We start from the raw sequence: 26,163 nt of genomic DNA on the forward strand, positions 1-26,163 counted from the left end.
GGGAGATAATTACTGTGCACAATCATAAACCAAGAAATTATCCGTTTTCTGCTATTGTTGGTCAGGAAAACATGAAAAAAGGGCTGATGCTCAATGTCATCAATCCCCGTCTGTCCGGCATACTCATCCGCGGTGAAAAAGGAACAGCCAAATCAACGGCTGTCCGGGCGTTAGCCGAACTTTTGCCGGAAATTGAGGTAGTCGCCGACTGTTCTTATCATTGTGACCCGGATCAGCCGCTGACCTATTGCCCTGAGTGCCATGAACGCTATGAAAATGGGGAAGAACTGCCACGGGCTAAACGGCCGATGAAGGTGGTCAATTTGCCGGTATCGGCGACAGAGGACAGGGTTGTAGGTACTTTGGATATCGAACATGCCATCAAATATGGCGAAAAGAAATTTGAACCCGGTGTGCTGGCTGAGGCCAACCGGAGCATTCTGTATGTCGACGAAGTTAATCTTTTGGACGACCATATTGTGGATGTGCTTTTAGATGCCGCCGCTATGGGGGTTAATACCGTAGAGCGGGAAGGTGTGTCATTTTCGCATCCGGCCCAGTTTATTCTTGTCGGTACGATGAATCCGGAAGAAGGTGAGCTCAGACCGCAACTCTTAGACCGGTTTGGTTTGTGTGTCACCATTGAGGGAATTGCCGATCCGGAAAAACGGGTAGAGGTTATCAAACGCCGCACCGCTTTTGAAGATAATCAGGAGGAGTTTGCCGCAGCATGGGAAGCCGAGCAGGGGAAACTCCGGGAAAAAATGGTGGCGGCGCAACGGCTTTTACCTGCAGTCAGCTATGATGCCGAAGTCCTGTATAGTATCGCCGATATTGCGATTCAGATGGGGGTAGACGGCCACCGGGCTGACTTAGTCATGCTGAAAGCCGCTAAAGCGCTGGCAGCATTACATGGACGGAATAAGGTTGAGCAAGCTGATGTTGCCGAGGTAGTTGAGCTTGCGCTTATGCACCGCATGCGGAAGAAGCCCTTTCAGGAAGTTGGTTCCGACCGGAAAAAACTGCAAGAGGTTATGTCACATGCGCATGCCCATAAACATCCGCATGAACATAGTCATAGCCACAATCACCAGCACACCCACCACTTCAAACCGGCACGCTAGGGGAGGGGTGGTGAAGAAGTTCGGAGAGCGAACATTCACTGTGCCCAGGACAGTTTTGTAAGATCGGTTTGCAGGTGTATACAGATAAGCAATCAAAGGGAGGTGGGGAGTTCTGTCAGAACCACACAGCAACTATTCTTGTGCCGATACAGCAACACTCAAAGCTATATATACCAGGCAGACAGGAAAAAAATATTTTATTATTGCAACTTTGTTTTTGCTGCTGACAGCACTGGTCGTGCTTTCTATTTCGATAGGTACAGCCTCCATCAATGTTGGCGATGTAGTTAAGGCTATCAGCAACAAGCTGTTTCAGACCCGGTATGAATATGCTAACAGTCTGGCTGATACGATTATAATGGAAATCAGACTTCCCCGCGTACTACTGGCTGTCCTCACCGGTATCAGCCTGGCGGGGGCTGGTGCTGTTATGCAAGGTATTCTTCATAACCCGCTGGTAAGCCCATATACTTTAGGAATGTCAGGGGCAGCATCATTAGGCGCAGCTGTTGCCATTGTATTGGGAAAAGGGTTATTTGGGAGCAGTTTTGCTAGTTTAGGTCCCTGTTTTATTGCTTTCAATGCCTTTGCCTTCGGTTTTATTACGATTTTCGTTATTATTGGTTTTGCCCGAATGAAAGGCAGTTCGCCGGCGACATTGGTGCTGGCCGGGGTTGCCTTAGGATACATTTTTTCTGCAGGGGTATCGGCGTTAAAGTATTTTTCCAACAATGAAGCGTTAAAAGATCTTGTAATTTGGCTTATGGGAGGTATGTGGGGAGCAACCTGGCAAGCGGTGGGATTGTTAGTGCCCCTTGTGAGCATTTGTATGCTGATTTTGTTGAGCTATGCCTGGGATATGAATGCTCTTTCGGCTGGTGAAGCCGTAGCAGCCAATCTGGGGGTAAATATAAAACGCCTGCAGTTCATCTGTCTTTCGGTGGCAACGCTGGCTGCTTCAGCCACAGTGGCCTTTACCGGTATTATCGGGTTTATCGGGTTGGTTGCGCCCCATATATCCCGGATGATTATTGGTAGTGATAACCGCTTCTTACTTCCCTGTTCCTGTATTATGGGTGCACTCATCCTGCTTTGTGCAGATACGGTAGGCCGGACGATTGTTTCACCGGTGGAGATTCCGGTAGGCATTGTGACCGGTTTACTGGGAGGTCCGTATTTTCTCTATATGCTTTTGAGGAAAAAAGTTTACTGAAAATCCCAGATAAAGGTGGATGCCATGAATATTGCTGTACACAATGTCTGTTTTTCCTATAATAGTCATCCTATATTACAGGATGTCAGTTTAACTGTGCAACAGGGGCAGGTTGTCAGTATCGTTGGTCCTAATGGAGCTGGAAAATCAACGCTGCTAAAATGTATGGTTCGATTATTGAAGCCGCAAGCCGGGATTGTACATTTAGACGGTGAGGATATTGCCAGGAAGAACTCACGCAAATTAGCTAAAGCCCTAGGCTATGTTCCGCAAAACACCAACGATGTTTTTTCGTCCACTGTACTGGAAACGGTATTAATGGGCAGAAAACCGCATGTAATCTGGGAAGTGGGTGATGAGGATTTTCGGGTGGTTACGCAGGTTATGAATTTTTTAGGAATAGCGCATTTGGCCGAAAGACCGCTTAACCAGCTAAGCGGCGGGCAAAAACAAAAAGTATTTGTAGCGCGTGCGTTAGCCCAGCAGCCTGCGATATTTCTATTTGACGAACCGACAAGCAATCTTGATGTCAGACACCAACTGGAGGTTTTTGCAACTATTAAGCAATTGGCTGAGACCGAGCAGCGGACAGTTATTGTGGTTGTACATGACCTAAATCTGGCAGCCCGCTTTTCCGATACCTTGGTAATGCTGAAGCAGGGGAGCATTTATGCGGCGGGAAAGCCAGAGCAAGTGCTTACTGAAGACAATATGCGGGAAGTGTATAATATTTCTGCCGCTGTTATTGAGACTAAACACGGTCATTATGTGATACCAATTGAGCCGCTTGGAGAGCCGGCAGGTTAAAAAAAGCAAGATAATCGCGCTTATAAACGTTGAAAATGATGGAGGAGAAATAATGAGAAAGAAATGGGAAAAGAACAGTTTGGCCTTAGCATTAACAGTAGGTTTGGCACTGTCATCTTTGAATCTTGTATCGGCAGCAGCAGAAGAGGAATACAACTTTGCTTTGGAACAAGTGGTAGTTACCGCTACTAAAACAGAGAAGAAGGTAAAAGAAGTGCCGGCAGCGGTAGAAGTTATTACCAAAGAGGAAATGGATAAGAAAAATATTAAAAGAGTGGACGATGCGCTGAGAAGTATTACCGGTATCTATGTGCGCCAAAGCAAAGGTGTTATGGGCAATACCGATATGATTGGCATGCGGGGATTTGGCAAACAAAAACAAGTGCTTGTCATGATCGACGGGCAACCCATTAATGATGGATATAATACCGGGGTTAACCTTGCTAATATTCCTACCGACAATATTGAGCGAATTGAGGTAATCAAAGGCTCGGCATCTGCGCTGTATGGCTCTAACGCTATGGGTGGTGTTATTAATATCATTACCCAAGATAAAGCCAGGCAAGAATCCGCAGTTCGCCTCGGTATCGGAGGGCAGGGAACCGGTAGTCAATCTTTTTATACCAGCGGCAGTAGCGGTAACTTTGATTATTTTATTACAGCGCAAAAAAGTTCTGTTGATGGTTATGTCATTAATCCTAATAAACCTCAGGACGGCGACAATGGAATGAAGCGGGAATTATATAACGGCAAACTGGTGTATCACGTGGATGATAAGAGCAAAGTAAGCTTGTATGGAGGAAGCAACGATTTTAAATATTTCTACACCGGCAATAAAGACCACGGCGAAACAAATGAAGACAACTGGGGCTTGAACTATGAAAATCAATTAAGTGACACGAGTTCTTTAAAAGTAAGTTATGGAGAAAAGAAAGTAGATTATTGGTATGTATCCAGCAATAAACATACCAGTAACCCTTCTAAGACTACTCAGGGAGAAGTGCAGTATAATTTTCAACAAGGGGATAAAGACCTTATAACGGTTGGCTATTCGCGCAGAGCAGAGAAGGGAGATTCTTTTGCCAGCAATGTGGATATTGGGGGAAAAACGGAAACCCACTCGTTCTATATCCAGGATGAACATAAGATAAGCAATAATACTACCGTTTATTTAGGTGGACGATATGATGACTGGCGCTTCTATGATGGGTATACTTCTTCTGCCGGAACTACTACACGAACACCGGAAACTAAAGCAAATAGTTTCAATCCTAAAATAGGCGTAGTTCATCAGATGAACGATAAACTTACTCTCCGTTCTTCTATCGGCAAGGCATTCCGGGCACCCAATATATATGAATTAGCTAAAGACTGGGAAGATCACAGCAACAATACTATTTATAAATGTAATCCGAATCTGAAACCCGAAGAAGCTACAAATTATGAGATCGGCTTTGATTATCAGGCAGATAAGACGGTATTGGCTCAAGTAAATATTTTTCATAGCGATGTATCTGATGCGGTCGATCAAAAAACATCTAAAGTGGCAGGCACACAAGTCAAACAATTTATCAATTCCGGAAAGTCAAGAATCAACGGATTTGAAATTGGATTAAATAAGCGTTTTGACCATGCCTGGAGCAGTTTTGCTAATTATACATATACTGATGCAAAAGTAATAAGCAGCGATGTAGCTCCTGAAAATGAAGGACATCAAATTAGTGGTGTTCCCAGGCAGTTATTTAAAGTTGGTGTTAATTATGAAAAAGACCGTTGGCAAGCTGGCCTGAGCGGTAATTATGTGAGTGAGACCAATGACCCTGTTAAACGAGGTAAAAGCGGGTACGGCTACTATGGATCTTATTTTACGGTAGATACTAAAGTATCCTATAAGATGACACAAGACACAACGATTTCTCTGAGTGTGGACAACGTATTCGATCGAGAATATTATAGTTATTATCTGACTCCTTCCCGGACGGTTTATCTGGAACTGGCCCACAAATTTTAGAGATTATCGTTGAAGCATTTATTCAGTCTGGAACTATTGTTCAATTGGGACATCAGAACCTTGGAAAGGATATAAAAAATGACTAAGAAAACACTCTGGACAGTTCTGATGATGGTTATGGCTGCCATGCTGCTGGCCGGCTGTAACCGGACAGAGATGGCTAAACAATCTGCCGGCTCTCTGGCAACTGGTGCAACAATCAAAGATTCAGCCGGCAGGGAGATCACAATCCCGGCAAAAATGGAACGAGTGATTGTCCTTAATTCTTCGACCTTTAATATGATTACAGCCGTAGGCGCTGCCGATACCGTTATCGGTGTGAATGACAGTACTCAGCAATTAGAGCCTGCGGCAGCCAGTAAGGCGGTTTTTGGGACATTCCGCCAGCCTAATGTGGAAAAGATTATTGAGGCAAAACCGGATGCTGTAATTGGAGACAGTAATATGAATCCGGCGCAGATAAAGCAACTGGAGGGCGCTGGGATTAAAGTGTTTTTTTTCGATTTTTATCTGCCCTCGATATTGCCAGACCAGATTCTTACATTAGGGAAACTGTTTAAGAAGGAAGTGCAGGCGCAAAAGTATGTTGATTTTATCATAACGTACCGGAAGCTTATTGAAGACAGGGTAAAAGACATTAAACCCGAGGATAAGGTTACTGTGTATTTTGAGGGTTATAATGATTACGGCACTGTAGCGCGGGGCGCAGGTGGCGATGAAATGGTTACCAGAGCCGGTGGACTCAATATTGCCGGCCAGGAAAATGTAAAATACCCAAAAGTCAGTGCAGAATGGGTGCTGCAAAAGAATCCACAGGTTATTGTAAAAACGGTTTCCGGCAACACTAAGGCAATGGGAGAAGGACATACAGACAATACAGCCGTAAAGGCCATTTATGACAATGTAATCTCCCGGCCTGGCTGGAGCCGGTTAACTGCAGTTAAGAACAACAAAGTAGTATTACTGGCATCAGATATTGGTACCACTCCGGAGGGCAGTATTATTGGGATGCTATATATGGTAAAAGCCATGTATCCCGATAGATTCACGGATATTAATCCATATGAAATTTATAAACAAATGAAAAAAGAGTTTTATCATATTGAGGCCAATGGGATCATTGTATATCCCTGAATTTACGCAATTGTATCAGGCAAATTCCCGTTAAACTGGGCGGCGTACAGGCGGGCATACAATCCTTCATTTTTTAGTAATGCCATATGTGTGCCCTGCTCGATAATGCCTTCATCGGTAAGCACCACAATCCTGTCCGCATTCCGGATAGTAGCCAGTCGGTGAGCAATTACCAGAGTTGTCCGGTCGCGGGATAACTTGTTCAGCGCCTGCTGAATCACATATTCCGCTTCATTATCCAGGGCGGAAGTGGCTTCATCCAAAATGAGGATGGGCGGGTTTTTCAAAAACATCCGGGCAATGGCAATACGTTGTTTTTGGCCGCCGGAAAGCTTTACTCCCCGTTCACCAATGTAGGTATTATATCCCTGTTCCAGTTCTGTGATAAATTCATGAGCATTTGCTTTTCTGGCAGCCTCGATAATTTCCTCATCGCTGGCATTAATCCGTCCATAGGCAATATTGGCCCGGATAGTGTCATAAAACAAAAACACATCCTGCTGCACAATACCAACATTTTCCCGTAATGATTTTTGTGTTACTGTCCGGATATCCAGACCATCAATCAGGATAGAGCCCTGCTCCACTTCGTAAAAACGGGGAATCAGGCTGCACAGGGTTGTTTTGCCGCCGCCGGATGGGCCGACAAACGCTACCGTTGTCCCCGGTGGCACTGTTAAACTGATATTTTCCAGTACCTGTTTCTTGTCATTATAACGGAAAGTTACATTTCTGAATTCAATTTTTCCTTTGACATTGCCTAACTGCCGGGCGTCCGGCGCATCGACAATATCCGGTTCCAGATCCATAACTTCTGTAAATCGCCGGAAGCCGGCCATGCCCTTTTGATACATTTCCGTCAGCAGCGCAATCCGGCGGATGGGATTGAAAAAGAGGGCAATATAAAGTAAGAAACCAATAAATTCACCGACTGTCAGGCGCCCAAGATAGATAAAGCCGGCACCGGCGATCAGCACCACCAGATGAATCAGATTGGTCATAAAATTTATCCCGCTGTGGTATGATCCGAAAATCCGCAGGGCTTTTTTCCGCACAGTAAACACATCGTTGTTTCGCTGCATGAATTTTTCCTGCTCATAGGCTTCATTCGTATAGGCTTTGACCAGCCGGATACCGGTAATGCTGTCTTCCACCTGAGCGTTGATATCTGCTATGGTAAGCCGCATAGCCTGAAAGGTCTTCTTTAACTGCTTGTTGCGCACCAGGGTAAACCACAGCAAAAACGGTACAAACAAAAATGTAATCAGACTTAGCTGCCAGTTGATGGTGAGTAAGATCAGAAAGCTGCCAAGCATGGTGACACAAACAATAAAGAAGCCTTCCGGGGCATGATGGGCAAACTCCGAAATCTCAAATAAATCATTGACTACTCTTGACATAAGATGGCCTGTCCGGGTATTGTCAAAATAGCGGAATGAAAGCTTTTGCACATGTTCGAATAATTCCCGCCGCATATCATATTCTATTTTGGCGCCAAGTACATGCCCGTAATATTCAACAATATACTGGAGTCCGAAGTTCACCAGGTACATAACCAGCAAGCCGGCACCGGCCCACAGCAAGAGGGCAATATCCCCGGCAGGCAGAATATCGTCAATTACCTGCCGCACGGCCAGGGGAAAGACCAGATCCAGGACTGACATAAGAACCGCACAGAAAAAATCCAGAAAAAACAGCGGTAAATGCGGGCGATAATATAAAGCAAAACGACGCAGCATACTTTCTCCTTCCTGCGCAAAAGGTCAGGAACGCCATTAACGGTGCAAGGCGTTCCTGATCTTTTGCTGCTTAACTGAATTTAAAACCCGATTTGATAGGACAGGCTGTAATTTCTTCCCGGCATAGGGAAGCCGTCTGTTTGCTCATAATCGGTGTCAAACAGGTTATTAACGGCCAGGGCAACGGTTTGGTCCTTTTTCATAGTATATGACATGCCCAGGTTGAATACCGTATAACTGTCTGTCTTTGTATTCCGGGCCGGCTTGATTCTTTGTCCGTCCAGGGCGGCCCGGAACCCCTGATAGTCATTGTAGCGCAGCCCCAGGTTCACAGTTCCTTTCGGGATGCTGTCAAGCTTTGTACCGGTTGGGTCAAAGCGGTCGCCGCTCTTCTTGCCATTTTGGGTGGTATAGCTGAAGATCAATCCCAGGTTTTTTGAAAACTGATAATCATTTGTCCATTCCAGTCCATGGATTTTTGCGTTGCCCAGGTTGTAGGGAGGCGGCTGTGAATTTATGCTGCCACCCATATAAGATGTTACATAATTGTCAATATCATAATAGAAGCCTGTGACCTTAGCGCCGAATCTGTCGTCAAACTGCTTTTGCCAGCCCAACTCATAGGCCATGCCGCTTTCTGTATCCAATACACCCATCTTTTTTTGCCAGTCGCTTAGAGTAAATTTGCTTGCGTCTCCTCCATAATTATCGTTTACGTATTTATTGTAATTGTCACTCCCTGTCGCGAAATAATTACTCGCCCATTTCGAAAACTCAGACAGGGGAGGGGCCTTAAATACCTGGCTGGCGCTGGCATACACCGATTCATTGGATGCCAGCTTATAGGTTACATTCAGCTTGGGGCTTACCTTCGATTTATCCGCATAATTAGTTGATGTGAGCGTATTGTCGGCTTCAAAGTGGTCATAACGCAAACCTAACCCCAGCAGCACCCTGTCGTCCATTTGCCAGTTGTCCTGAATGTAATACCCGTTAAGCTCTGTTTCAAACCGGCTGGTGGTGGTTTTATATTTCAGCTCTCTGGAATCCAGGCCGAAGGTCAGCTTATGGTTTCCCAGCTGGCGGCTTTGCTGCCAGTTATACCCGGTATTTTCCGTCGTCATAGTTGAAATACTTGTTGACTTCAGAGTCCGGAGATGATCGGTCCGGTCCTGGACATTTTTATACAAGCCCAGCTTCCAGTTGCCTTCATAATAATTTACAGAATAGTTCCTGGTATCAAACTCCCGGAAGCTGCCGTCCAAATATTGTTGCGCAGGGGCCATATTGTTGGAGGGAGCTATCGGCACTGTCGGATAATGAGGATTCCAGCCGTTAATGTTATTCGGGTTTGCATTGTTGCCAACCAGGGTTCCTTCTTCCCGGTGGCTGTCGGTTATCGCTACCGACAGCCGTTGGTTGTCGGTAAAACGGTATGTCAGATTCAGATTTATATCATCACTGTCCTTGAAGTTGTTGCGGTAAAATCCGTCGCTTTCCTTCTTGTCGGCGCTGACAGACCAGGAAATTTTCCTATTATCGGTGGTCCCCTGATTGCTTATACTGGTTTTCCTGTCGCCATAACTGCCAAAGCTGGATTTGAGATAGGTTTTATTTTCGCCCGGCGTATCGGTTGTCACAATATTGATGACCCCGCCCAGGGTGCCGCCATATTGCGCCGAGCTGGCGCCCCGGATAATTTCGATTTTTTTGACATTGCTTACCGGCAGCGAGTCCCACTCCAGTGCCCGTCCCCGCATTATCGGGCCCTGGCTGTCTATTACATTGCCGTTGATGGCTACCAGCACCCGGTCGCCGCTTACGCCGCGCAGGGTCACTGTTGTTCCGCCCTGCGGGCTGGTAGTTACTGTTATACCCGGTACATCCTGCAGCAGATCGGTGATACTGTTGATTTGCCCGGCATCAATTTTGTCTTTGATATTCAAAGAGGTGACTTTGGTTGCTTCGCCTTCCCCTACAAGCTTGCTATCGGTAATTACAATTGTTTCCAACGCGAAATCGGGGACGGTTTCCTCCGCATATGCCCAGGGAGAAACCTGTAAACAGACCGCCAGGGCTACCAGTAAAGCTCTTTTTTTCTTTATTTTTTTTAACATTTTTTCATCTCCATATTGCTTGATAAGGCATGCTTCCTTCTGCTACCAGCTTCCGGGTATACTGCTGCACCGGCCTGGTAAAGATATCCACTGCATTGCCCTTTTCGATGATACTACCCTGATACATAACACAGACTCTGTCGGCAATTTTTTGTGCGACTGCCAGGTCATGGGTAATATACAGCATGGCAAACCCTTTTTGATTTTGCAGTCCCTTTAACAGCCGTAAAAGATTTGCCTGAGTAGAAGGATCCAGCATGGAACTGATTTCATCGGCAATTAACAGCGCCGGTTCCATGACAAGCGCCCTGGCCACCGCCACGCGCTGCCGCTGCCCCCCGCTTAAGGTATGGCATCTGCGGGCTAAAAAGCTCTCATCATTTCCAGGGAGCTGGACATTGAGCAGGGCAGCGCCGACAATTTCCCGTAGTTTTGCAGCAGAGCCTGCTTGCCGCAAAATATCCAGAGGTTCACGGACAGCCTGTTCCACCGTAAACTGTTCGTTAATGGCTGAATAGGGATCCTGAAAAACAATCTGGATACCCTGTTTTTTACGGGTAACACTGTTAAGCGTTACTTTTTCCCCCTCAAATATGACTTCACCGCTGTCAGGCAGCAATACTCCGGCAAGAATACTGGACAATGTCGTCTTGCCGGAACCGGATTGACCGATTAGCGCAACAATCTCTCCTGACCGGATTTCCAGGGTGCAATTATTGCAAACTTTTAGAGAATTTCCTTTACAGGTATAGGTTTTATTTACCTCTATGCCTTGCAGCAGGGTTACAATCCCGCTACGGTTACAGGCAACCCGGCGCTCCAGTGCGACATAATTGAGATCAGGCTTGTTTGATATACAGCAGTCAATATGCTGATTGCACCGCGCATAAAAAGGACAGCCGCGGTTTGGATTCTGTTCCGTTTCCCCGGGAATACCCCACATATCCCGGTAAGGATTCATTTCCGGCGAAGAATGCAATAAGCCCCGGGTATAATTATGCATCGGGTGGTTCAGAATGTCTTTGGTCAAGCCTTCCTCGACAACCCGCCCCTGGTAGAGGACCAGCAGCCGGGAGGTAAGCTGGGCGACAGTATGGATTTCATGAGAAATAACAATCAGGCCAAAACCATGCTTTTGCTGCAGCTTTGCCAGGAGGTCAATAATTTCTGTTTTTGTCACCGCGTCAAGGGCGTTGGTGGGTTCGTCCACGATCAGCACCTCCGGGCTGCAGGAGAGAGCCATAGCCAGCAGCACACGCTGCCGCATCCCGCCGGACAGCTGATGCGGATAACAGGTTTGACAGGAGGAGGCCAGTCCGACCTGGCGCAAAAGCTGGTCAATTTTTTCCCGGGCGGCAGCCGGCGGCAGAGCAGTATGCCGCCGGAGACATTCATGAATCTGTTCAAATACAGTCAGCACCGGATTAAGAACATCCAGGCTGTTTTGGAAAACAATGGCCAGCTTCCGCCAGCGGTATTGATTCCAACCCTGTTCAGACAGTTGCCGTAAGTCGACATCCCCGTAACATATTTGTCCGCCGGTTATGGCTGCCTTGTCCTGTAAGCCCATAAGCGCCATGGCAGTGGTAGTCTTGCCGCTGCCTGATTCTCCCATAATCCCCAGACTGCCCCCTTTTTCCAGGGAAAAAGAAACCTCGTCCAGGGCCATTACCGTCGTTTCTCCGATGTTATACTGTACAGAAAGCTTGTCAACTGTTAGCAATATCGGTCCCATGGTACACGCTTCTCTCTTAAAGTTTTGAATTAGCCAGCGTTTCACTGGCTCTCGCCAGCATCGCAATGGCAACCACCAATAAGGTAATGGCCATCAGCGGGGCTACCACCCACCATTTCCAAAATTCGGTAAAATATATTCCTTTAAACTGTACCGCATGATTTAAGATCAAGCCCCAGCTTTTGGAGGTCGGGTCGCCCAAGCCCAGAAAAGACAGGCCGGCCTCGGCCACAATGGCGCGTCCGGTCAGGCGAATAATGCTGATAGCGGCCAGAGGCAATATTCCCGGCAGGAAATGGCGGGTTGTCAGATGGGCAAAACCGGCACCGTAGCTGGTGGCTACAGTAATATATTTTTCCTGTTTCATGGATAAAATTTTAGAACGTACAATTCGCGCCGGCCCTGTCCAGGAAAAAATGGCTAAAACCAAAATGATGTTGTATAGGCTGGGACCAAGAAACACTCCCAGCACAATCATCAGGGGTAAGTCAGGCAATACGATCATCAAGTCGGTGAGCCGCATAACCAGCCGGTCAGTCATACCGCCAAAATAACCGGACAGTATACCGATGAGACAGCCGCCTAAGCCGGCCAAAAGCGCTGTTCCCAGTCCGACAAAAATACTCAGGCGGGCTCCATGGCAGATCTGGGCCCACAGATCAATTCCCAGTTCATCGGTTCCCAGCCAGTGCCGGCTATCAGGCGGCTGCAGGGCGTTTCCGGACGGCAGGCTATGCGAGTGAGGGGACAACCAGTCGGCAAACAACCCGGTTAGCAGCACAAGTGATATAATGATAAGTGCAAATTGTCCCGATAATGATAATTTTCCAATAATTTTGCATACGCTTTGGAAGAATTGAGAACCCCGTTTCAGCTCAGTCATGTGACCCTCGGATCAAGTTTTTTATACAATATATCTGCGATTAGATTCATGGTAAGCACACTGACGGCAAAAAACAAAAATATACCTTGAATCAAAATATAGTCCCGCATCATTACCGACTCCCGCATAAGCTGGCCTACACCGGGATAATTAAACACATTTTCAACCAGAATGGCGCCGCTGAAAACTGTTCCCAGGCTTAGAAATACCCGGGTAATAACAGGGATTGCCGCATTGCGCAGGGCATGGACAAACAATATCCGGCTATGAGAAAGCCCTTTGCCTCTGGCAGTGCGCATGTAATCCTTGGACAGTACGGTAAGCATGCTGCTCCGGGAGATCATATAAAAGCCGGACAGGCGTGCCAGAACCAGGGTAATAACCGGCAGCATGGCATGATGCACCAGGTCAAGGGCTTTGTGGACAGGTGTGGCAAATGACACAAAAATACTCATTCCACCGGATAATGGGAACCAGCCAAGCCAGGCCGCACCGGCAAACAACAGCGCCAGGCCGATGAGAAAAACGGGAATTTCTGAAAAGCCGATCATAGAAAAATACAAAAACCGGTCAATACTGTTGTTGCGGTTCCAGGCTGAAATACTGCCAAGGATAATCCCCAGCATACAGCTTATCAGCAGTGAGACGACAACAAGCGAGATGGTCCATACCGACCGTTTCCCCAATAATACCAGCACATCTTCGTTATAATACAGGCTGTAGCCGATGTAACCGTGCAGCAAGTTGACAAGATAATCGGTATACTGGGCTGACAGAGGTTTGTCCAGTCCGAAATAGGCTTTGTATCTGCTCAACTGCTCCTCGGTATAAGCCACGGTTACTTCATCGGCTTCGCCTGTCAGAAAGGTAAAGGGATCACCGGGGAGCAGCCGGGGCAGAAAAAAATTCAAGGTGATGATACAAAAAAAAGTAATCAGATACTCGCAAAATTTCTGCAGTGGCTTATTGTTAAGCAGCTTACTGGACGGCAAGGTACGAAAGTTTGTTATGAGAGACTTCATGATGATCAAACATATACCTCCAGTTGCCATACTTTGCAGGCCGGTACACAATATAGCCGGTCGTATTCATGAGCGGTATTTGCGGTATTTCCTCCGCGATTTCCTCCTGCAGTCTGAAAATCAGCAGTTTGCGTTTTGCCGGATCTATTTCCACCAATTGTTGCTCGCATAAGGTACTAATGGTTTCATTGCTGTAGCCACGTACCCCGCGGGACGACGGACTTTGATCCGGGGATTGTGCAACATAGGCCGTTCTCAGTAAATCGGCATCGCCGCCCCAGCCACCATGACCGTTGATAATCAGTTCATAATCACCGCTGATAACCGCCGCATCGCGTGTTTTGCCGTCCACGCTCCTGACGACAAGCTCAATCCCCGCCTGGGCAAGGCTGATCTTCATTAGTTCGGCAATTCTTGCTTCCCCGCTGGAGATGAGGAGGTTGAAGGTTAGTTTTTTCCCCTGCAGCAGTTCTTTAGCTTTTTCAATGTTGAAATCATATTGCCTGACATTCTGGTTATACCAGATATGGCTTGCCGGCAGATAACCGGCACTTGCCGGGATCGCCGCTCCCCGCGCAACTTTATCAACCAGCTCCTGACGGTTAATCGCATGGGCAAAGGCTTGCCGCACCTGCTTATCTTTCAGTTCCGGGCGCTTTTCCATATTAAAGAGCAGCCGGTACCCCCAAAACGCCGGGTTTTGCTTAATGACATATTCTTTATTATTTTCATACCTTGCCAGTAAATCCGCCGTTACGGCAGTCAGGTCGATTTCGCCCTTGTTAAAGGCCAGCATACTGTCGCTGACAGGAATAAACTGCAGCACCTGCACTTGCGGTTTTGGGCCCCAGTACCCGGCAAATGCCTCAAATTTGTAGGCGCCCTGCTCTTTATGGTACTCTTTCAGGACATACGGCCCGCAGCCGATGACTGCTGCCGGAGCGGTAAATTTTTTCGGATCATCAACTTTTTCCCAGATATGCTTAGGGATGATTCTGACAGTTCCCAGCCGGCCCAGGATAGTGGCATTGGGCTTGGTCACGGCAATTTTTATTGTATGATCATTTATCGCTTCCGCCGATTCTACAATTGTTTTGCCGTCAATCTCCAATTCATTGCTGACCGGAATATGTTTTGCAAAATATTCCAAAGTAAATTTGACATCCTGTGCGGTCAGGGGGCTGCCGTCATGCCATTTGACCCCTTGGCGCAGTGTGAAAGTGTATATCTTGCCATCCGGCGATAATTCCCATTTTTCCGCCAGCCAGGGAATATACCCTTGTTCTCCCCGCTCCAGCAGACTGTCAAAAATCAGGCTCATTTTAAACGTACCCGGCCCCCGGGGATAGTGGGCATAAGGCGAGGGAAGGCCTGAGTCGCCGCCGCTCAGATTAATGACCAGCGGTTTGTTGGCGTCGGCTGCGGCGCTGTTATTTTCACCGGCGCCGCAGCCGCCTGCCAGCAGCATTGTGCAAAAGGCTATCGCCAGTACAACTGCTTTACGCAACCGGCTTTTCAAGTCACGGTACATAGTTTTTTACCACCCACGGCTGTATTCGGCAAAACAATCCTGGCAAACCTTTTTTCCTGTCTGCAGCCTGATTTTGTGTTCCGGTGAGCCTTCGTTGCATTCTTCACATAAGATAGTACTAAACAACCGGGCTTTTTCCGGTACTGTATATTTTGGGGTTTTGAATTCGAAAATTTCGCCGGCCGGTGCCTCCAGCAAATAGGCCTGGCGTTTCTCCCGGTCCATATCACCTCCAAACGGTTTTAATACCAGCCGGACACTTTCACCGGTAGCACGATTGTAAAAGCTGTACGCCTGTTTGCCGGTGCTGCGGTACAAAAGATTCCCTTTGCCCATAGTGCAGCCTGTGATTACCTGAATGGCATCAACACCGCAAGCGTCATTTTCGGTAACGCACACCACTTCTTCATCCTCTGAAAATGCAATTCCTAATTTTTCCCTGGCAGCTTCGCAGGCTTTGAAGCCTATCGCCAGCCCCGGACACTCATGCCCGTGAAACTCCACACATTTCTGCCATTCCTGCTTGTTCACAAAATCCTCTCCCTTATGGTAATTTTTATACCTTCCAGTATAACCAGGCAGTCCTGGACTGCACTTTTTCCGTGACAATGCCATTGACCGCGAGGTCGTCCAGGTATTGGGCAATTTTGTCATCGATCCCCTCGACTGTCTGGGTTGCCTTGTACATGTGTTTTAACTGGTGGCTGTAGAGTTCGGCGGCTTTGGTCAGCGGCCAGGCATGTTCAAACTCATTGTCATGATAGGTTACTTCCGGATAATAGCCTGACAGCCACAGCAGATTAAAGGCGTGGTATATCGTTTTACCCCAGCGGTTATCCGGCTCTTGACCATACACCACCCGGTACAGCCTGTCTCTTAATTCATCCTCCCGTTTGACAAAGCTGCTTAAAAAGCAGGCTCCCTTACTGGCCCGGCACATTTTCAGCAGGCTGTCGCTGCTGCTGATTCCGGGACACATGGAGGCAAATACCAAATCATATTTGGTCTCCCAGCCGTGCTCTTCCAGGGTGAGCGTTTCCCAGGGAGACAGTTCGAAGCGCACATTATCCACCGCTTGCTGCCGGGCGTTCTCACTGGCATGTTTCAGCATATTCGGGGAAATGTCCATCCCGGTTACCTGTTTGGCCCTTTTGGCAAACTCCAGGGTATATTTGCCCGGACCACAACCGATGTCCAGAATTTCCGCATTTGCGGTCAATATGTTTCGGGCTGTTAAAAACTCAATAACCTGTTGGAGCCGCTTTCCGTTTTCATCCCTGCCATGCTGATTAAACTCGTCGGCCCGCATATTCCAGAACTCTTGGGTCGCGGCCAATTCAGACAAATCCTTTTTCCAGGCTTCGGCAAAATAATTAATATTCATCGTTCACCTTCCTCCAGTATTTGTGTTCGTGAAATAACGAACATACATTCCCTTGCCTGTTTCTTCATAATCTTTTTCCTATACTAATATTCCGATACCAAACAAGGTTTTCCGCCATAGCAAAAAAATGGTATGAAACCCGGAATAATACTTATCCAGCATGGTTTCATACCACATTCTTTTGCTATGTTGTTGTGTGTGATTTACGCAATTTACGGAAATATGACATCTGCCATATTTATGGATTTTCACAATCCATCCTCACATTTAAAATCTTAGCATTTTCAAGGAGTTCTGTAAAGATATTTTTTCATTTTTTGTTATTTTGTGACAAATTTACCGGTGGTTAGAAGCTTTCCTTTGACAGAAATCGTGATAGTGTTATGAGAAATGCGGCCTTGGAACCAATATTCAAATAAATGTTTATGTTGTACTATTTGAACGAAAATAGTATAATAAAGAATATAATAAAAATTTAGAAAATAATAGTAATGGCGGGTGTGAGTAAGGCATGAAGCCTTAAAAAGGAACAAAGCGTCCTTTTTAGCTTCATGCCTTTTTGTTTTGGAGGAAGTCATGTTTGCTCTAGGAAGGGGGTGGTTGACACAATAAAGTGAAATATTTCACTTTGGGAGAGAAGGAGGTGATAACCTTGCTTGAACATACAAGTTCAAGTGCCGGATTTGTTGGTATGCTTTTGATAGTAGTAATGTTTGCTGCTTTTTCCCTATTGCGGGTGTGGTGCTTTACTGATGCAATTTGGAAATTGTTTAATCGTCAGCGTGATTAACTAAATTGAATACAGCAAAGCTCTTTTGTTGTTTATTCGCAGGCGGATGGATGACAAAAGAGTTCCTGCAAAGCAACCCCCCGGAAAATCCGGGGGGTTTGCTTATGAAATATATATATGGGAAGAGGAGGGCTAATGAGGGAGGTCTAGAATTTTTTCGAAAAGACGTGGGCCAGCGATAACTTCCTTCGTTCCCGCCTAGCTGTATTGTCATATTTGCGGGGGAACTGTAAAAAAATGTGCGCTCTGTAAAAAAAATGTTGACATGAGAAATTTTTTTTGCTAATATGTGGATCAAAGGAATAATTGAGTTTGGATCTGAAGATCATCTCCTGCAATTGTATTGTTGAAATAATACAATTGAGGTGATGTTTTTTTTGTCTTGTACTCTTCTTCAGGAAATTGTTAGAACCTAACAGACAATATCGACTATTTGCTGATAGGTTTGGTTTTTGTGTAGTAGTATTATTATATGGTAATGAGTTTTTGGTTTGAAGGCCATCTGATCATCCGCCGGTATGATATCCGGCGTCTGGTCTGATGGCTTTTTTTTGTAAAACGGTTCTTGCCGATCTAACAGGATTTTTTTTAGTTAATTGACGTTAGGAAAGAGAGGGGAAACGGAAAATGGGCGGAAAGCACTTCAAGCGCTCATGGGCATTTGCTATTATCTTATCGTTATCCAATTCATACTGTTTTGCTGATGAAAATCCTACTTTTGACTTGGATCAAGTTGTCGTGACAGCCACCCGGAATGAAGAAAAGGTAAAGGATGTTGCTGCCAGTGTATCGGTCATAACTTCTGCCGACATTGAAAAATCGGGGGCAACGAATATTGCCGAAGTATTGAAAAAGGTGAGCGGGTTGTTTGTTGTCGATTTATACGGCAATGGCAATGATGTGCGCATAGGGTTGCGCGGTTTTCAGGGTGTAAATGCCAATCAGAATATTCAATTGCAGATTGACGGCATACCCGCTAACGACCAGAGTCAGGGCTTCAGCGTTGCGCTAAGTAATATTAACCTTGATAATATTGACAGGATTGAAGTTGTCAGGGGGCCGGGCTCGGCACTCTATGGCTCCAACTCAATGGGCGGAGTCATCAATATCATCACAAAAAAAGGCGGCCTTGACAGCAAAACCACGCTGACTGTAAATAGCGGCAGCTTTAACAGCCGCGATTATGCCTTTAGCCGTTCGGGGCAGGAGAATAACCTCAGTTACGCACTGACCTATCGGCAGCAGGAAGGCGACGGTTACCGGCGCAACAGTGACTACGATAATAAATTATTCCATTCCCGGTTTGATATTGACCTGGGAAAAAGTCAGACAATCGAATTACTGTTTGACCACAGTGATCGCTACTTTGGCTTACCGGGAACGCTGACCCAGGATGAATATGACCGCAACCCGCGCATTGCCTCAACTCCTGACGACTACCGGAAAGTGAAAGAAGACCGCATTGCCATCGTTCACAACGCGGAGATCGGTCCGGATGTGAGTCTGAATAATAAAATTTTTTATAGCAAGGTAAAGCAAAACATCCGGATGGATTATGATATCCCACCGCGGAATGAGTACGTTTATCATCTCAACGACAGTGACGGCAAAACACTCGGCATAGAATCACAGCTAAACTTTAAACAGCAAATCGGCAGGACGGAGCATGATTTCATTGCCGGCATCCTATACAAGAAAGAAGAATTGGCCAGAGATTATTTCTATGAAGTCATGGGAGTAGCGCGCCCAACGAGCAATAATACCTTAGAGCGCAGAACAACGGCATTTTTCGTTCAAGACCACTTCGACCTTTCACGTCAGGCTTCCGTAACGCTGGGATTACGCCGGGACAATTTTGATTATGATTATAGTGATCATAAAAATACCCATAATAATTATTCCTCATCCACTGATGCCCTAAGCCCCAAACTGGCAGTGAACTATAAAATATCCGACAAAACCAGCGCCTATGCCAGCATTGCCAAAGCCTTTAAGCCACCCAGCAATCCCAAACTGCTTTTTACTGACAAACTAGAACCCGAGAAAGCCTGGAACTATGAGATCGGGCTTAAATCGTCACCCAATGAAAAAGTAAATTATTCTCTGGCAGTATACAGAATGAATATCGAAAATCTAATTGTGCTGAACCCGGTTGATTTGTTTAGCAGCCTCAACGCCGGCAAGGGGCACCACCAGGGCGTAGAATTTGAGATAGAGCATATGTTTGATACCAACTGGTCTGCCGTTCTTAATTACAGCTATACACAAGCCAAATATGATAAGTATTCCTACGAAGACGATTATGGAGCTTTCCATATAGCCGACGGTAAAAAGATTGAGGAAGTGCCAAAACAAATGGTTGTGGCCGGCCTGCGCTATGACGACAGGCGCAAATTCCAGGGAAACCTGTCCTTACGCTGGCTGGACAAGCAGTATATGGATCCGATGAATACCGCGCAACTTCCCAGCTACGCCGTAGTCGACCTGGGACTGAAAAACAAGCTGGACTCGCATGTGACGCTCAGCCTGAGCATTCTCAATCTATTTGATAAAAAATATGCTGAAAATGCGCACTTTAACTCAGATATCCGTGAATATGGGTATTTGCCGGCAAACGGGCGAAGCGTCTGGCTGGGCCTAACCCATCAATTCTAACGGTCCTTAAGAGCTCTAAGGAATAGATATCAGCAGAAAAGGAGGGATTTTTATGAAAAAGTTCACGCTTAAATTACGTGCATACCGTATGGCCGGTTGCATGAGCCATCATCCGGATGCTCTATAATTTTTCGTGTGCAGGCGGTCTGTAATACAGACTGCCTGCTTTACTATTACGGTTATGAGGTGTAATGATGTATTTGCCTGACTACCCTTTACAACTGGGTGTCTTCGTGACAAACCGATGCAATTTTTCCTGCAGTTATTGTATTATGGACGCTCAGAGCACGGTTGATGCCCATACGGAATTGAGTACAGAGGAGATATTTAATATTATTGATTTGGCCGTTCAAGCCGGCGTATGGAATATGGATTTCAGTGGCGGTGAACCATTGTGCCGGCCTGACTTCAAAGAAATAGTCGGCTATGCGCTTAGGAAAGGACTTGAGGTTTCACTGGTGACCAACGGCAGCCTGTTAGACGAGGCGACGGCCTGCGATTTTTCCCAAATGCAAAGGGAAAAGCCTTTGCGAATAAGAATCAGCCTGGACGCCGCCCAGCAAGAACTCAATGACGGCTACCGGTTTGCGGGCAGCTATGCGGCAGCCCTGCAGGCCCTTAATAATTTGCAAAAATATGGAATACTGCCTGAACTGTCAACCGTTTTTCACCGGCGCAACCAGCATAACTTTCCAGACCTCCTCAACTTTATGGCCGACAGAAAGTTAAAAGTCATTCACATTAACCCGCTGATGGCTACCGGACGGGGCCAACAACTGCGGGATTTAGCGTTGCCGCTGCCAGATTTCAAAAATATTATGCTGCAAAAAGAGGGTTGGGAGCAGACCTACGGGATAACCATAAAAGCCGATACACCGCTAGACTTTTTAGTCAATCCTGAAAAAGACAAGAATTTAGTGCAGCGCTGCCTGCTCGGCTATTTTTTTCTCGGCATCCATGCCAATGGCGATATTTATCCATGCCCCAATATGATGGATATTCAACTAGGCAATATTCGCAGCGACGACCTTATCAGCCTATGGCGTAAAGCTCCCTTCCTCCAGGCCGTCCGCAATACTGACCTATTAAAAGAAGACTGTGCGACCTGTCAATATAAATTGCGCTGCGGCGGAGGCTGCAGAGCTTTAGCCTGGCAAGAAAGGGGAGATTATCTATGTCCAGATCCGTATTGCTGGATAGCAAACCCTGCCGGATAACCCCACCTTCCGTGCGGATTAAAGAAGAAGCTGATAAAATAATGTTTCATTCAGGAGATTTGTTCTTGCTGATGGAAGAAAGTGAAGCCGCAGTATACCGTATGTGTGACGGAACAATCACGGTAAAGGAGATGATTGCGCAGCTGGCCACCAAATATGATACCAGTGAAAGCGAAGTCAGTGCGCAATTGGAGGCTTTTTTAGACGATCTGGCGGCAAGAGACCTGATCAGCTGGAATTAAAAGTGCTAAGTAGGTGCTATTATGGCAGAACTGCCGACAAAGGCTTGGGTGGCTCGGCTCATTCTCTTGTTAATCGTGACACTGTGCCTGGGGTGTGCCGGCCAAGACGTGGACGGAGGGCTGCGGCTGGGAATTGCTACCGATATCGGCGGTCTCGATCCGCTGGCGTCTAACAGTTCTCACAGCGCGGTAACGTTGGTTTTCGACACGCTGATAAGAAAAGACGGCAGCGCTTACCGACCGGCATTAGCGACTGCTTGGCAGGCGGACGCAGGGCAACTGGTCTGGAATTTTACCCTGCGTTCTGCTGTAACTTTTTCGGATGGTACGGTGCTTGATGCCCACTCGGTAAAGTTTTCTCTTGATCGCTATTGTTGGCTTAGGCAAGGCAAAGGCGGTTTGGCTGATGTTATTGCCAAGACAGAAGTTCTTGGTCCGACTACAGTACGAATTACCTTGAACAGGCCTTATGCGCCGCTGCTGGACGATCTGTGCCGTCACTCATTGTCCGTGATATCACCTGATTGTGTCGAGCCACCTCACAATATACAAGGAGCATGGGCCAGGGTCATTGGCAGCGGGCCATTTGTGCTGATGTCAAATAAGCCCAGACAACACGCGGAGTTTAGCCGCAATGACGTTTATTGGGGAGAAAAGGCAAGAACAGAGAAACTGTTGCTGCGCATTATTCCAGATGAAGAAAGCCGGGCGTTGGCGCTGGAAGGCGGGCAGATTGACATGATTTACGCCAACTGGGACGGGCATGGCGCTACATTGACCTATCGCCGCGCCCAGTCACTGGCGCAAAAAGGCTACAACGTTATAACCGGCGACAGCTCGATTAATAAGCTGCTTGTTTTCAATACCGTTACCGGCCCGTTGCGCCATGACGCCGTCCGCTCGTATTTATACGAGGTCGTACGCGGGAAAACAAGTGAGCTGGTAACCGGACTACTGGCACCGGGTGAAGGAAAAATTGCTACAGGCCTGTTTGCTGCAGGCATTGACTGGCCGGAGGGCAGCCTGCCCGCCCCCCGGCGAGTAGCCAAACCCGAACAAATGCCGACAAAACTGCGCTTTTTGGTATGTTCGTCCGAACCGCATGATTTGGCGATAGCGCAATTAATCCAGGCCTATCTGGCGGAAGAAAATATCAGTCTGTTTATTCAACAGGCGGACAGGGCCTCGTTCTGGGAATTTGTCGACAAAAAGGAGTATGATCTGACCCTGCTGGCAACGATGGGGGTGCCGTACGACCCCTGGGGGATGCTCACTTGGGGCTTTGCCGGCGAATCGGCTGCAATTTATTATACGCCGGAGCTGGCCCGCCAGATTGAGCTGCTGCAGCATACGACACAGCAGCAGCGGGCCGAAGTACAAACAAATATTAATAAACTGCTCAGCGCCAGTTACGCCTTTGTGCCGCTTTATCAGGAGATAAACTTTGCGGTAGTCCGCCCGGAAGTTATACCGTTTACTTTGTTACCGGGCCAGGCTGTTTTACTCCCATGGGAGAAGATGGGAATTAAAGAATAGTAGCGAGGCTCATCATGCAATGGCTGATTTTACTCAAGATAAATTTTGCTTTTCGGCGGTTATGGCTTTCTCAGTGCATTAGCAGTATCGGCGATTGGTTCAATCATGTGGCCATGATTAATATGGTTCTGCAACTGACCGGCACCGGGCTGTCTGTCGCGTTTATTATTGCCTGCCGGACAATTCCTTTGCTGCTGGCGGGGCCGTGGCTTAGCGCCTGGATCGACCGCCTGGATAAAAAGCGGATTATGGTAGCTGCCGATGTCCTCCGGGCCTTATTCGTCTTAGGCTATTTATTTATCCGTGAGCCCGACGATTTATGGATCGCCTATAGCCTGAGCGGCTGCCTAGCGTTGGGGACAGTTTTATTCGATGCGGCGAGATTAGCCTATATGCCGCAGATTGTGGCTGCAGAAAAGCTGGTTACAGTCAACAGTATTTATAGTTTTACGTTTGGCGTGACAATTGCGTTTGGCGCACTGGCCGGCGGCTGGATTGTCAGTCTGCTGGGAAACAACAGCGCTTTCATTGTTAATGCGGCTACGTTTATCGTGTCTGGTTTGCTGATAAGCGGCATAACAGGTAAGTCAGTCCCCAATAAGCGGCAAGCAGGCAAATGGGTCGGCACGGAACTGGCAGCCACTTGGCGGTGGCTCAGAGGCAACCCGGCGGTTCTATTATTATTGGCGACAGATGCCAGCTTGGCAATAAGCAGCGGCATCATGAATGTGTTACTGGGCATTTTTGCTTTGCAGGTTTTTTCTGCCGGAAGCTTGGGCTTGGGGGTATTTTACCTGGCTTTGGGACTGGGGTTCATAGGCGGCAGCCTGGCAATAATGGTTGTCAAGGCCAGGTATAAATCCGTTAAAGCCAGCTGGACGATAATGAGTTGGGCGTTGATGGGTATCGGGGCTGCTCTGGCTGGTTTCAGTCAAAGCTTCAGTCTGTTTGCTGCAGCAGGCATTTTAGTAGTCACCTATATTTTCCAAGGGATTTTCGGCGTATTGTATAATACCCTCCTGATGCTGTTTGTTCCAGCAGACATCAGGGGCAAAGTATTTGCCCTGGATAAAATAAAGCTGGCGGTAATTATGAGCCTATCGGCCTTAGGCGCCGGTTATATGCTTGAAGTTATTTCACCCCGGGTATTGGCAGCAGCAAGCGGGTGTTTTATTATCCTGTGCGGCCTTATCTGGACTGCAGTGTTTAAGTTGCACCGGTTATGGCTGACGGCTGAGGAAGGGGAAGAGCAGCATGTCAACGTATCTGTTTGAAAAAATTGCACATTTTGCAGCCGTTATTACAGGTATCTCCATAATTGTTTTTTTGCTGCTGGCCTTGAGCCCCGGTGATCCGGCCCGCGTACTCCTGACTGCTGCGGGGCTGGAGACATCGGCGCAAAATATCCAGCAAATGCGGGAAGAGATGGGGCTTAACAAACCTTTATGGCAACAATATTTTGTTTGGCTCGGTAATGTTGCAGCAGGCGACTGGGGAAATTCCTATCGCGACGGTCAGCCGGTGCTCCAGGAAATTCTGGATCGGTTTCCGGCAACCTTGCAACTGGCTGTCTGCAGTGTTGGGGTTGCCTTGTGTCTGGCAATACCGCTGGGAATTACCGCCGCTCTCTGGCAGGATAAGCTGTTAGACCATATAAGCCGCTCCCTGTCGCTGTTGGGCTTAGCCATGCCCGGATTTTTGCTGGGGTTGTTGCTCATTTATTTTTTCGCTGTCAAGCTGCGGTTTTTTCCCGTAACCGGCAGCGGCAGTTGGCACCATTTAGTACTGCCGTCATTTACTCTGGGACTGGGACTGGCAGCTGTATACAGCCGTTTTCTGCGCGCCAGCTTACTTGAAATTTTGGGGCAGGACTATATTGTGGCGGCACGCGCCAGGGGAATACCCCGTCGCCGGTTATGGTTCAACCATATTTTGCGCAATGCCGCTTCGCCGTTTTTAACCGTCGCCGCCCTCAACTTCGGCTATTTATTGGGCGGCTCCGTTATTATTGAAAAAATTTTTGCTTGGCCGGGGCTGGGGAAAATGGTGGTAGACGCAATTTTTGATAGGAATTATCCGGTAGTCCAGGGGTATGTACTGTTTTGGGCGGCATGCTTTGTTACGCTTAACTTGCTGGTTGATCTGGGCTGTGCTGTCATGCGCCCGCATGCGCAATTAGAAAGGGACAAGTAGGCTCATGGAATCTTTTAAAAGCAACCGGGTGCTGTTGGCCGGCATTTGCCTTGTAGTATTTTTTTGTTTGCTGGCAGTGCTGGCGCAGGTTATCGCTCCTCATGACCCTTACCGCATCGACTTGCCCAATAAACTGGCCATGCCGGACGCTTTCTATCCGCTAGGTACAGACATTCTGGGAAGATGTGTGTTGTCAAGACTGGTGTACGGAGCGCAAACAACGCTGCTGGGGTCTTCATTTATTGTTCTTTCTATAAGCGCCCTAGGTCTGTTGCTTGGGATCGTTGCAGGCTATAACAACGCTTGGACCGGAAGACTGTTGTCCGTGGTCATGGATATTTTTCTCGCTATTCCTGAACTTGTCTGGATGTTAGCGATCGTCGGCTTATGGGGTGTCGATTTTTCTAACCTGCTGCTGGCGTTAGTCCTGTCACACTGGGCGGTTTATGCCCGGGTTACCCGAAATATGGTTTGGGAAATCAGCAGGCAAAACTATGTGCTTGCGGCTAAAACTTTGAACACCTCCCGGCTAAAAATACTTACCCGGCACCTAATGCCCAATATTTTTCCCCGCCTGCTTGTCCTGATTACGCTGGACATGGGCAAGTTTATTTTAGCTATTGCCGGTTTTTCCTTCTTAGGTCTGGGGGTTCAGCCGCCATTGGCGGAATGGGGAGCCATGCTTAGTGAGGGAAAAGGTTTTATTGAGGACAATCCTCAGCTTATTATGGCACCGGGATTTTGCATTGTGGCGCTGGTTACCGGGTTTACGCTCGTAGGCGAGGGGTTGCGGGACTGCTTGGATCCCCGTCAGTGGCAAGGCAAATAAA

General features: G+C 47.3%; 21 protein-coding genes. 13 read left to right on the forward strand and 8 right to left on the reverse strand.

Annotated features, from left to right (window positions below):
- Positions 1-71: 71 nt before the first annotated feature.
- The 5 genes from GT1_RS04270 to GT1_RS04290 all read left to right on the forward strand — a co-directional run bounded on the left by GT1_RS04270 (position 72) and on the right by GT1_RS04290 (position 6,289).
- The gene (locus GT1_RS04270) at positions 72-1,124 is read left to right on the forward strand and encodes an ATP-binding protein (RefSeq protein ID WP_188397898.1); all 1,053 of its coding nucleotides are present in this window, start codon (positions 72-74) and stop codon (positions 1,122-1,124) included.
- A 211-nt stretch (positions 1,125-1,335) separates the two neighbouring features.
- Positions 1,336-2,337, forward strand: a complete 1,002-nt coding sequence (locus GT1_RS04275) for an iron ABC transporter permease (RefSeq protein WP_223226050.1) — start codon at positions 1,336-1,338, stop codon at positions 2,335-2,337.
- 24 nt (positions 2,338-2,361) lie between these two features.
- On the forward strand, positions 2,362-3,144 hold the full coding sequence (locus GT1_RS04280) for an ABC transporter ATP-binding protein (RefSeq protein ID WP_188397679.1): 783 nt from the start codon (positions 2,362-2,364) through the stop codon (positions 3,142-3,144).
- 52 nt (positions 3,145-3,196) lie between these two features.
- Complete coding sequence (locus GT1_RS04285; RefSeq protein ID WP_188397680.1) at positions 3,197-5,155, forward strand: TonB-dependent siderophore receptor; 1,959 nt, start codon at positions 3,197-3,199, stop codon at positions 5,153-5,155.
- A 78-nt stretch (positions 5,156-5,233) separates the two neighbouring features.
- Positions 5,234-6,289 carry an ABC transporter substrate-binding protein gene (locus tag GT1_RS04290; RefSeq protein WP_188397681.1) on the forward strand — a complete coding sequence of 352 codons (1,056 nt, stop codon included), beginning with the start codon at positions 5,234-5,236 and terminating at the stop codon, positions 6,287-6,289.
- 2 nt (positions 6,290-6,291) lie between these two features.
- Here the strand turns inward: GT1_RS04290 and GT1_RS04295 are convergent, their stop codons facing one another.
- The 8 genes from GT1_RS04295 to GT1_RS04330 form a co-directional block, all read right to left on the reverse strand.
- Positions 6,292-8,028 (reverse strand): ABC transporter ATP-binding protein, encoded by a 1,737-nt coding sequence (locus GT1_RS04295; protein WP_188397682.1) that lies wholly within the window; start codon positions 8,026-8,028, stop codon positions 6,292-6,294.
- A gap of 80 nt (positions 8,029-8,108) precedes the next feature.
- On the reverse strand, positions 8,109-10,145 hold the full coding sequence (locus tag GT1_RS04300) for a TonB-dependent receptor (protein WP_188397683.1): 2,037 nt from the start codon (positions 10,143-10,145) through the stop codon (positions 8,109-8,111).
- Between the two features lie 4 nt (positions 10,146-10,149).
- Positions 10,150-11,925, reverse strand: coding sequence for an ABC transporter ATP-binding protein (locus GT1_RS04305; protein WP_223226051.1), 1,776 nt, complete (start codon positions 11,923-11,925; stop codon positions 10,150-10,152).
- Positions 11,897-12,763 (reverse strand): ABC transporter permease, encoded by an 867-nt coding sequence (locus GT1_RS04310; protein WP_188397684.1) that lies wholly within the window; start codon positions 12,761-12,763, stop codon positions 11,897-11,899. Before GT1_RS04310 ends, GT1_RS04305 begins: the two co-directional genes overlap by 29 nt.
- Positions 12,760-13,785, reverse strand: a complete 1,026-nt coding sequence (locus GT1_RS04315) for an ABC transporter permease (protein ID WP_188397901.1) — start codon at positions 13,783-13,785, stop codon at positions 12,760-12,762. Before GT1_RS04315 ends, GT1_RS04310 begins: the two co-directional genes overlap by 4 nt.
- Positions 13,742-15,316, reverse strand: coding sequence for an ABC transporter substrate-binding protein (locus tag GT1_RS04320; protein ID WP_223226052.1), 1,575 nt, complete (start codon positions 15,314-15,316; stop codon positions 13,742-13,744). Before GT1_RS04320 ends, GT1_RS04315 begins: the two co-directional genes overlap by 44 nt.
- A 6-nt stretch (positions 15,317-15,322) precedes the next feature.
- Entirely contained in the window at positions 15,323-15,847 is a 525-nt protein-coding gene (locus tag GT1_RS04325; RefSeq protein ID WP_188397685.1) for an FmdE family protein, read from the reverse strand.
- 25 nt (positions 15,848-15,872) lie between these two features.
- Positions 15,873-16,700 carry a class I SAM-dependent methyltransferase gene (locus tag GT1_RS04330; protein ID WP_188397686.1) on the reverse strand — a complete coding sequence of 276 codons (828 nt, stop codon included), beginning with the start codon at positions 16,698-16,700 and terminating at the stop codon, positions 15,873-15,875.
- Between the two features lie 652 nt (positions 16,701-17,352).
- On the opposite strand from GT1_RS04330, the gene GT1_RS04335 reads away from it, so the two are divergent.
- The 8 genes from GT1_RS04335 (at position 17,353) to GT1_RS04370 (ending at position 26,162) form a co-directional block, all read left to right on the forward strand.
- Entirely contained in the window at positions 17,353-17,490 is a 138-nt protein-coding gene (locus GT1_RS04335) for a hypothetical protein (RefSeq protein ID WP_188397687.1), read from the forward strand.
- Between the two features lie 723 nt (positions 17,491-18,213).
- Positions 18,214-20,145: a TonB-dependent receptor gene (locus GT1_RS04340; protein WP_188397688.1), complete on the forward strand. Its 1,932-nt coding sequence runs from the start codon at positions 18,214-18,216 to the stop codon at positions 20,143-20,145.
- Between the two features lie 194 nt (positions 20,146-20,339).
- On the forward strand, positions 20,340-21,362 hold the full coding sequence (locus tag GT1_RS04345) for a radical SAM/SPASM domain-containing protein (RefSeq protein WP_223226073.1): 1,023 nt from the start codon (positions 20,340-20,342) through the stop codon (positions 21,360-21,362).
- Positions 21,320-21,604 carry a PqqD family protein gene (locus GT1_RS04350; protein WP_188397690.1) on the forward strand — a complete coding sequence of 95 codons (285 nt, stop codon included), beginning with the start codon at positions 21,320-21,322 and terminating at the stop codon, positions 21,602-21,604. The genes GT1_RS04345 and GT1_RS04350 overlap by 43 nt, the downstream gene beginning before the upstream one ends.
- Before the next feature lie 21 nt (positions 21,605-21,625).
- A complete protein-coding gene (locus tag GT1_RS04355) occupies positions 21,626-23,140 on the forward strand; it encodes an ABC transporter substrate-binding protein (RefSeq protein WP_188397691.1) in 1,515 nt (504 codons plus the stop codon).
- Positions 23,141-23,154: 14 nt separating this feature from the next.
- On the forward strand, positions 23,155-24,414 hold the full coding sequence (locus GT1_RS04360; protein WP_188397692.1) for an MFS transporter: 1,260 nt from the start codon (positions 23,155-23,157) through the stop codon (positions 24,412-24,414).
- The gene (gene nikB, locus GT1_RS04365) at positions 24,395-25,333 is read left to right on the forward strand and encodes a nickel ABC transporter permease (protein WP_188397693.1); all 939 of its coding nucleotides are present in this window, start codon (positions 24,395-24,397) and stop codon (positions 25,331-25,333) included. Before GT1_RS04360 ends, nikB begins: the two co-directional genes overlap by 20 nt.
- A gap of 4 nt (positions 25,334-25,337) precedes the next feature.
- The gene (locus GT1_RS04370) at positions 25,338-26,162 is read left to right on the forward strand and encodes an ABC transporter permease (protein WP_188397694.1); all 825 of its coding nucleotides are present in this window, start codon (positions 25,338-25,340) and stop codon (positions 26,160-26,162) included.
- The last annotated feature ends 1 nt before the right edge of the window (position 26,163 follow it).

The sequence above is a fragment of the Sporomusa sp. GT1 genome (genome assembly GCF_014634905.1).
Taxonomy (GTDB): domain Bacteria; phylum Bacillota; class Negativicutes; order Sporomusales; family Sporomusaceae; genus Sporomusa; species Sporomusa sphaeroides.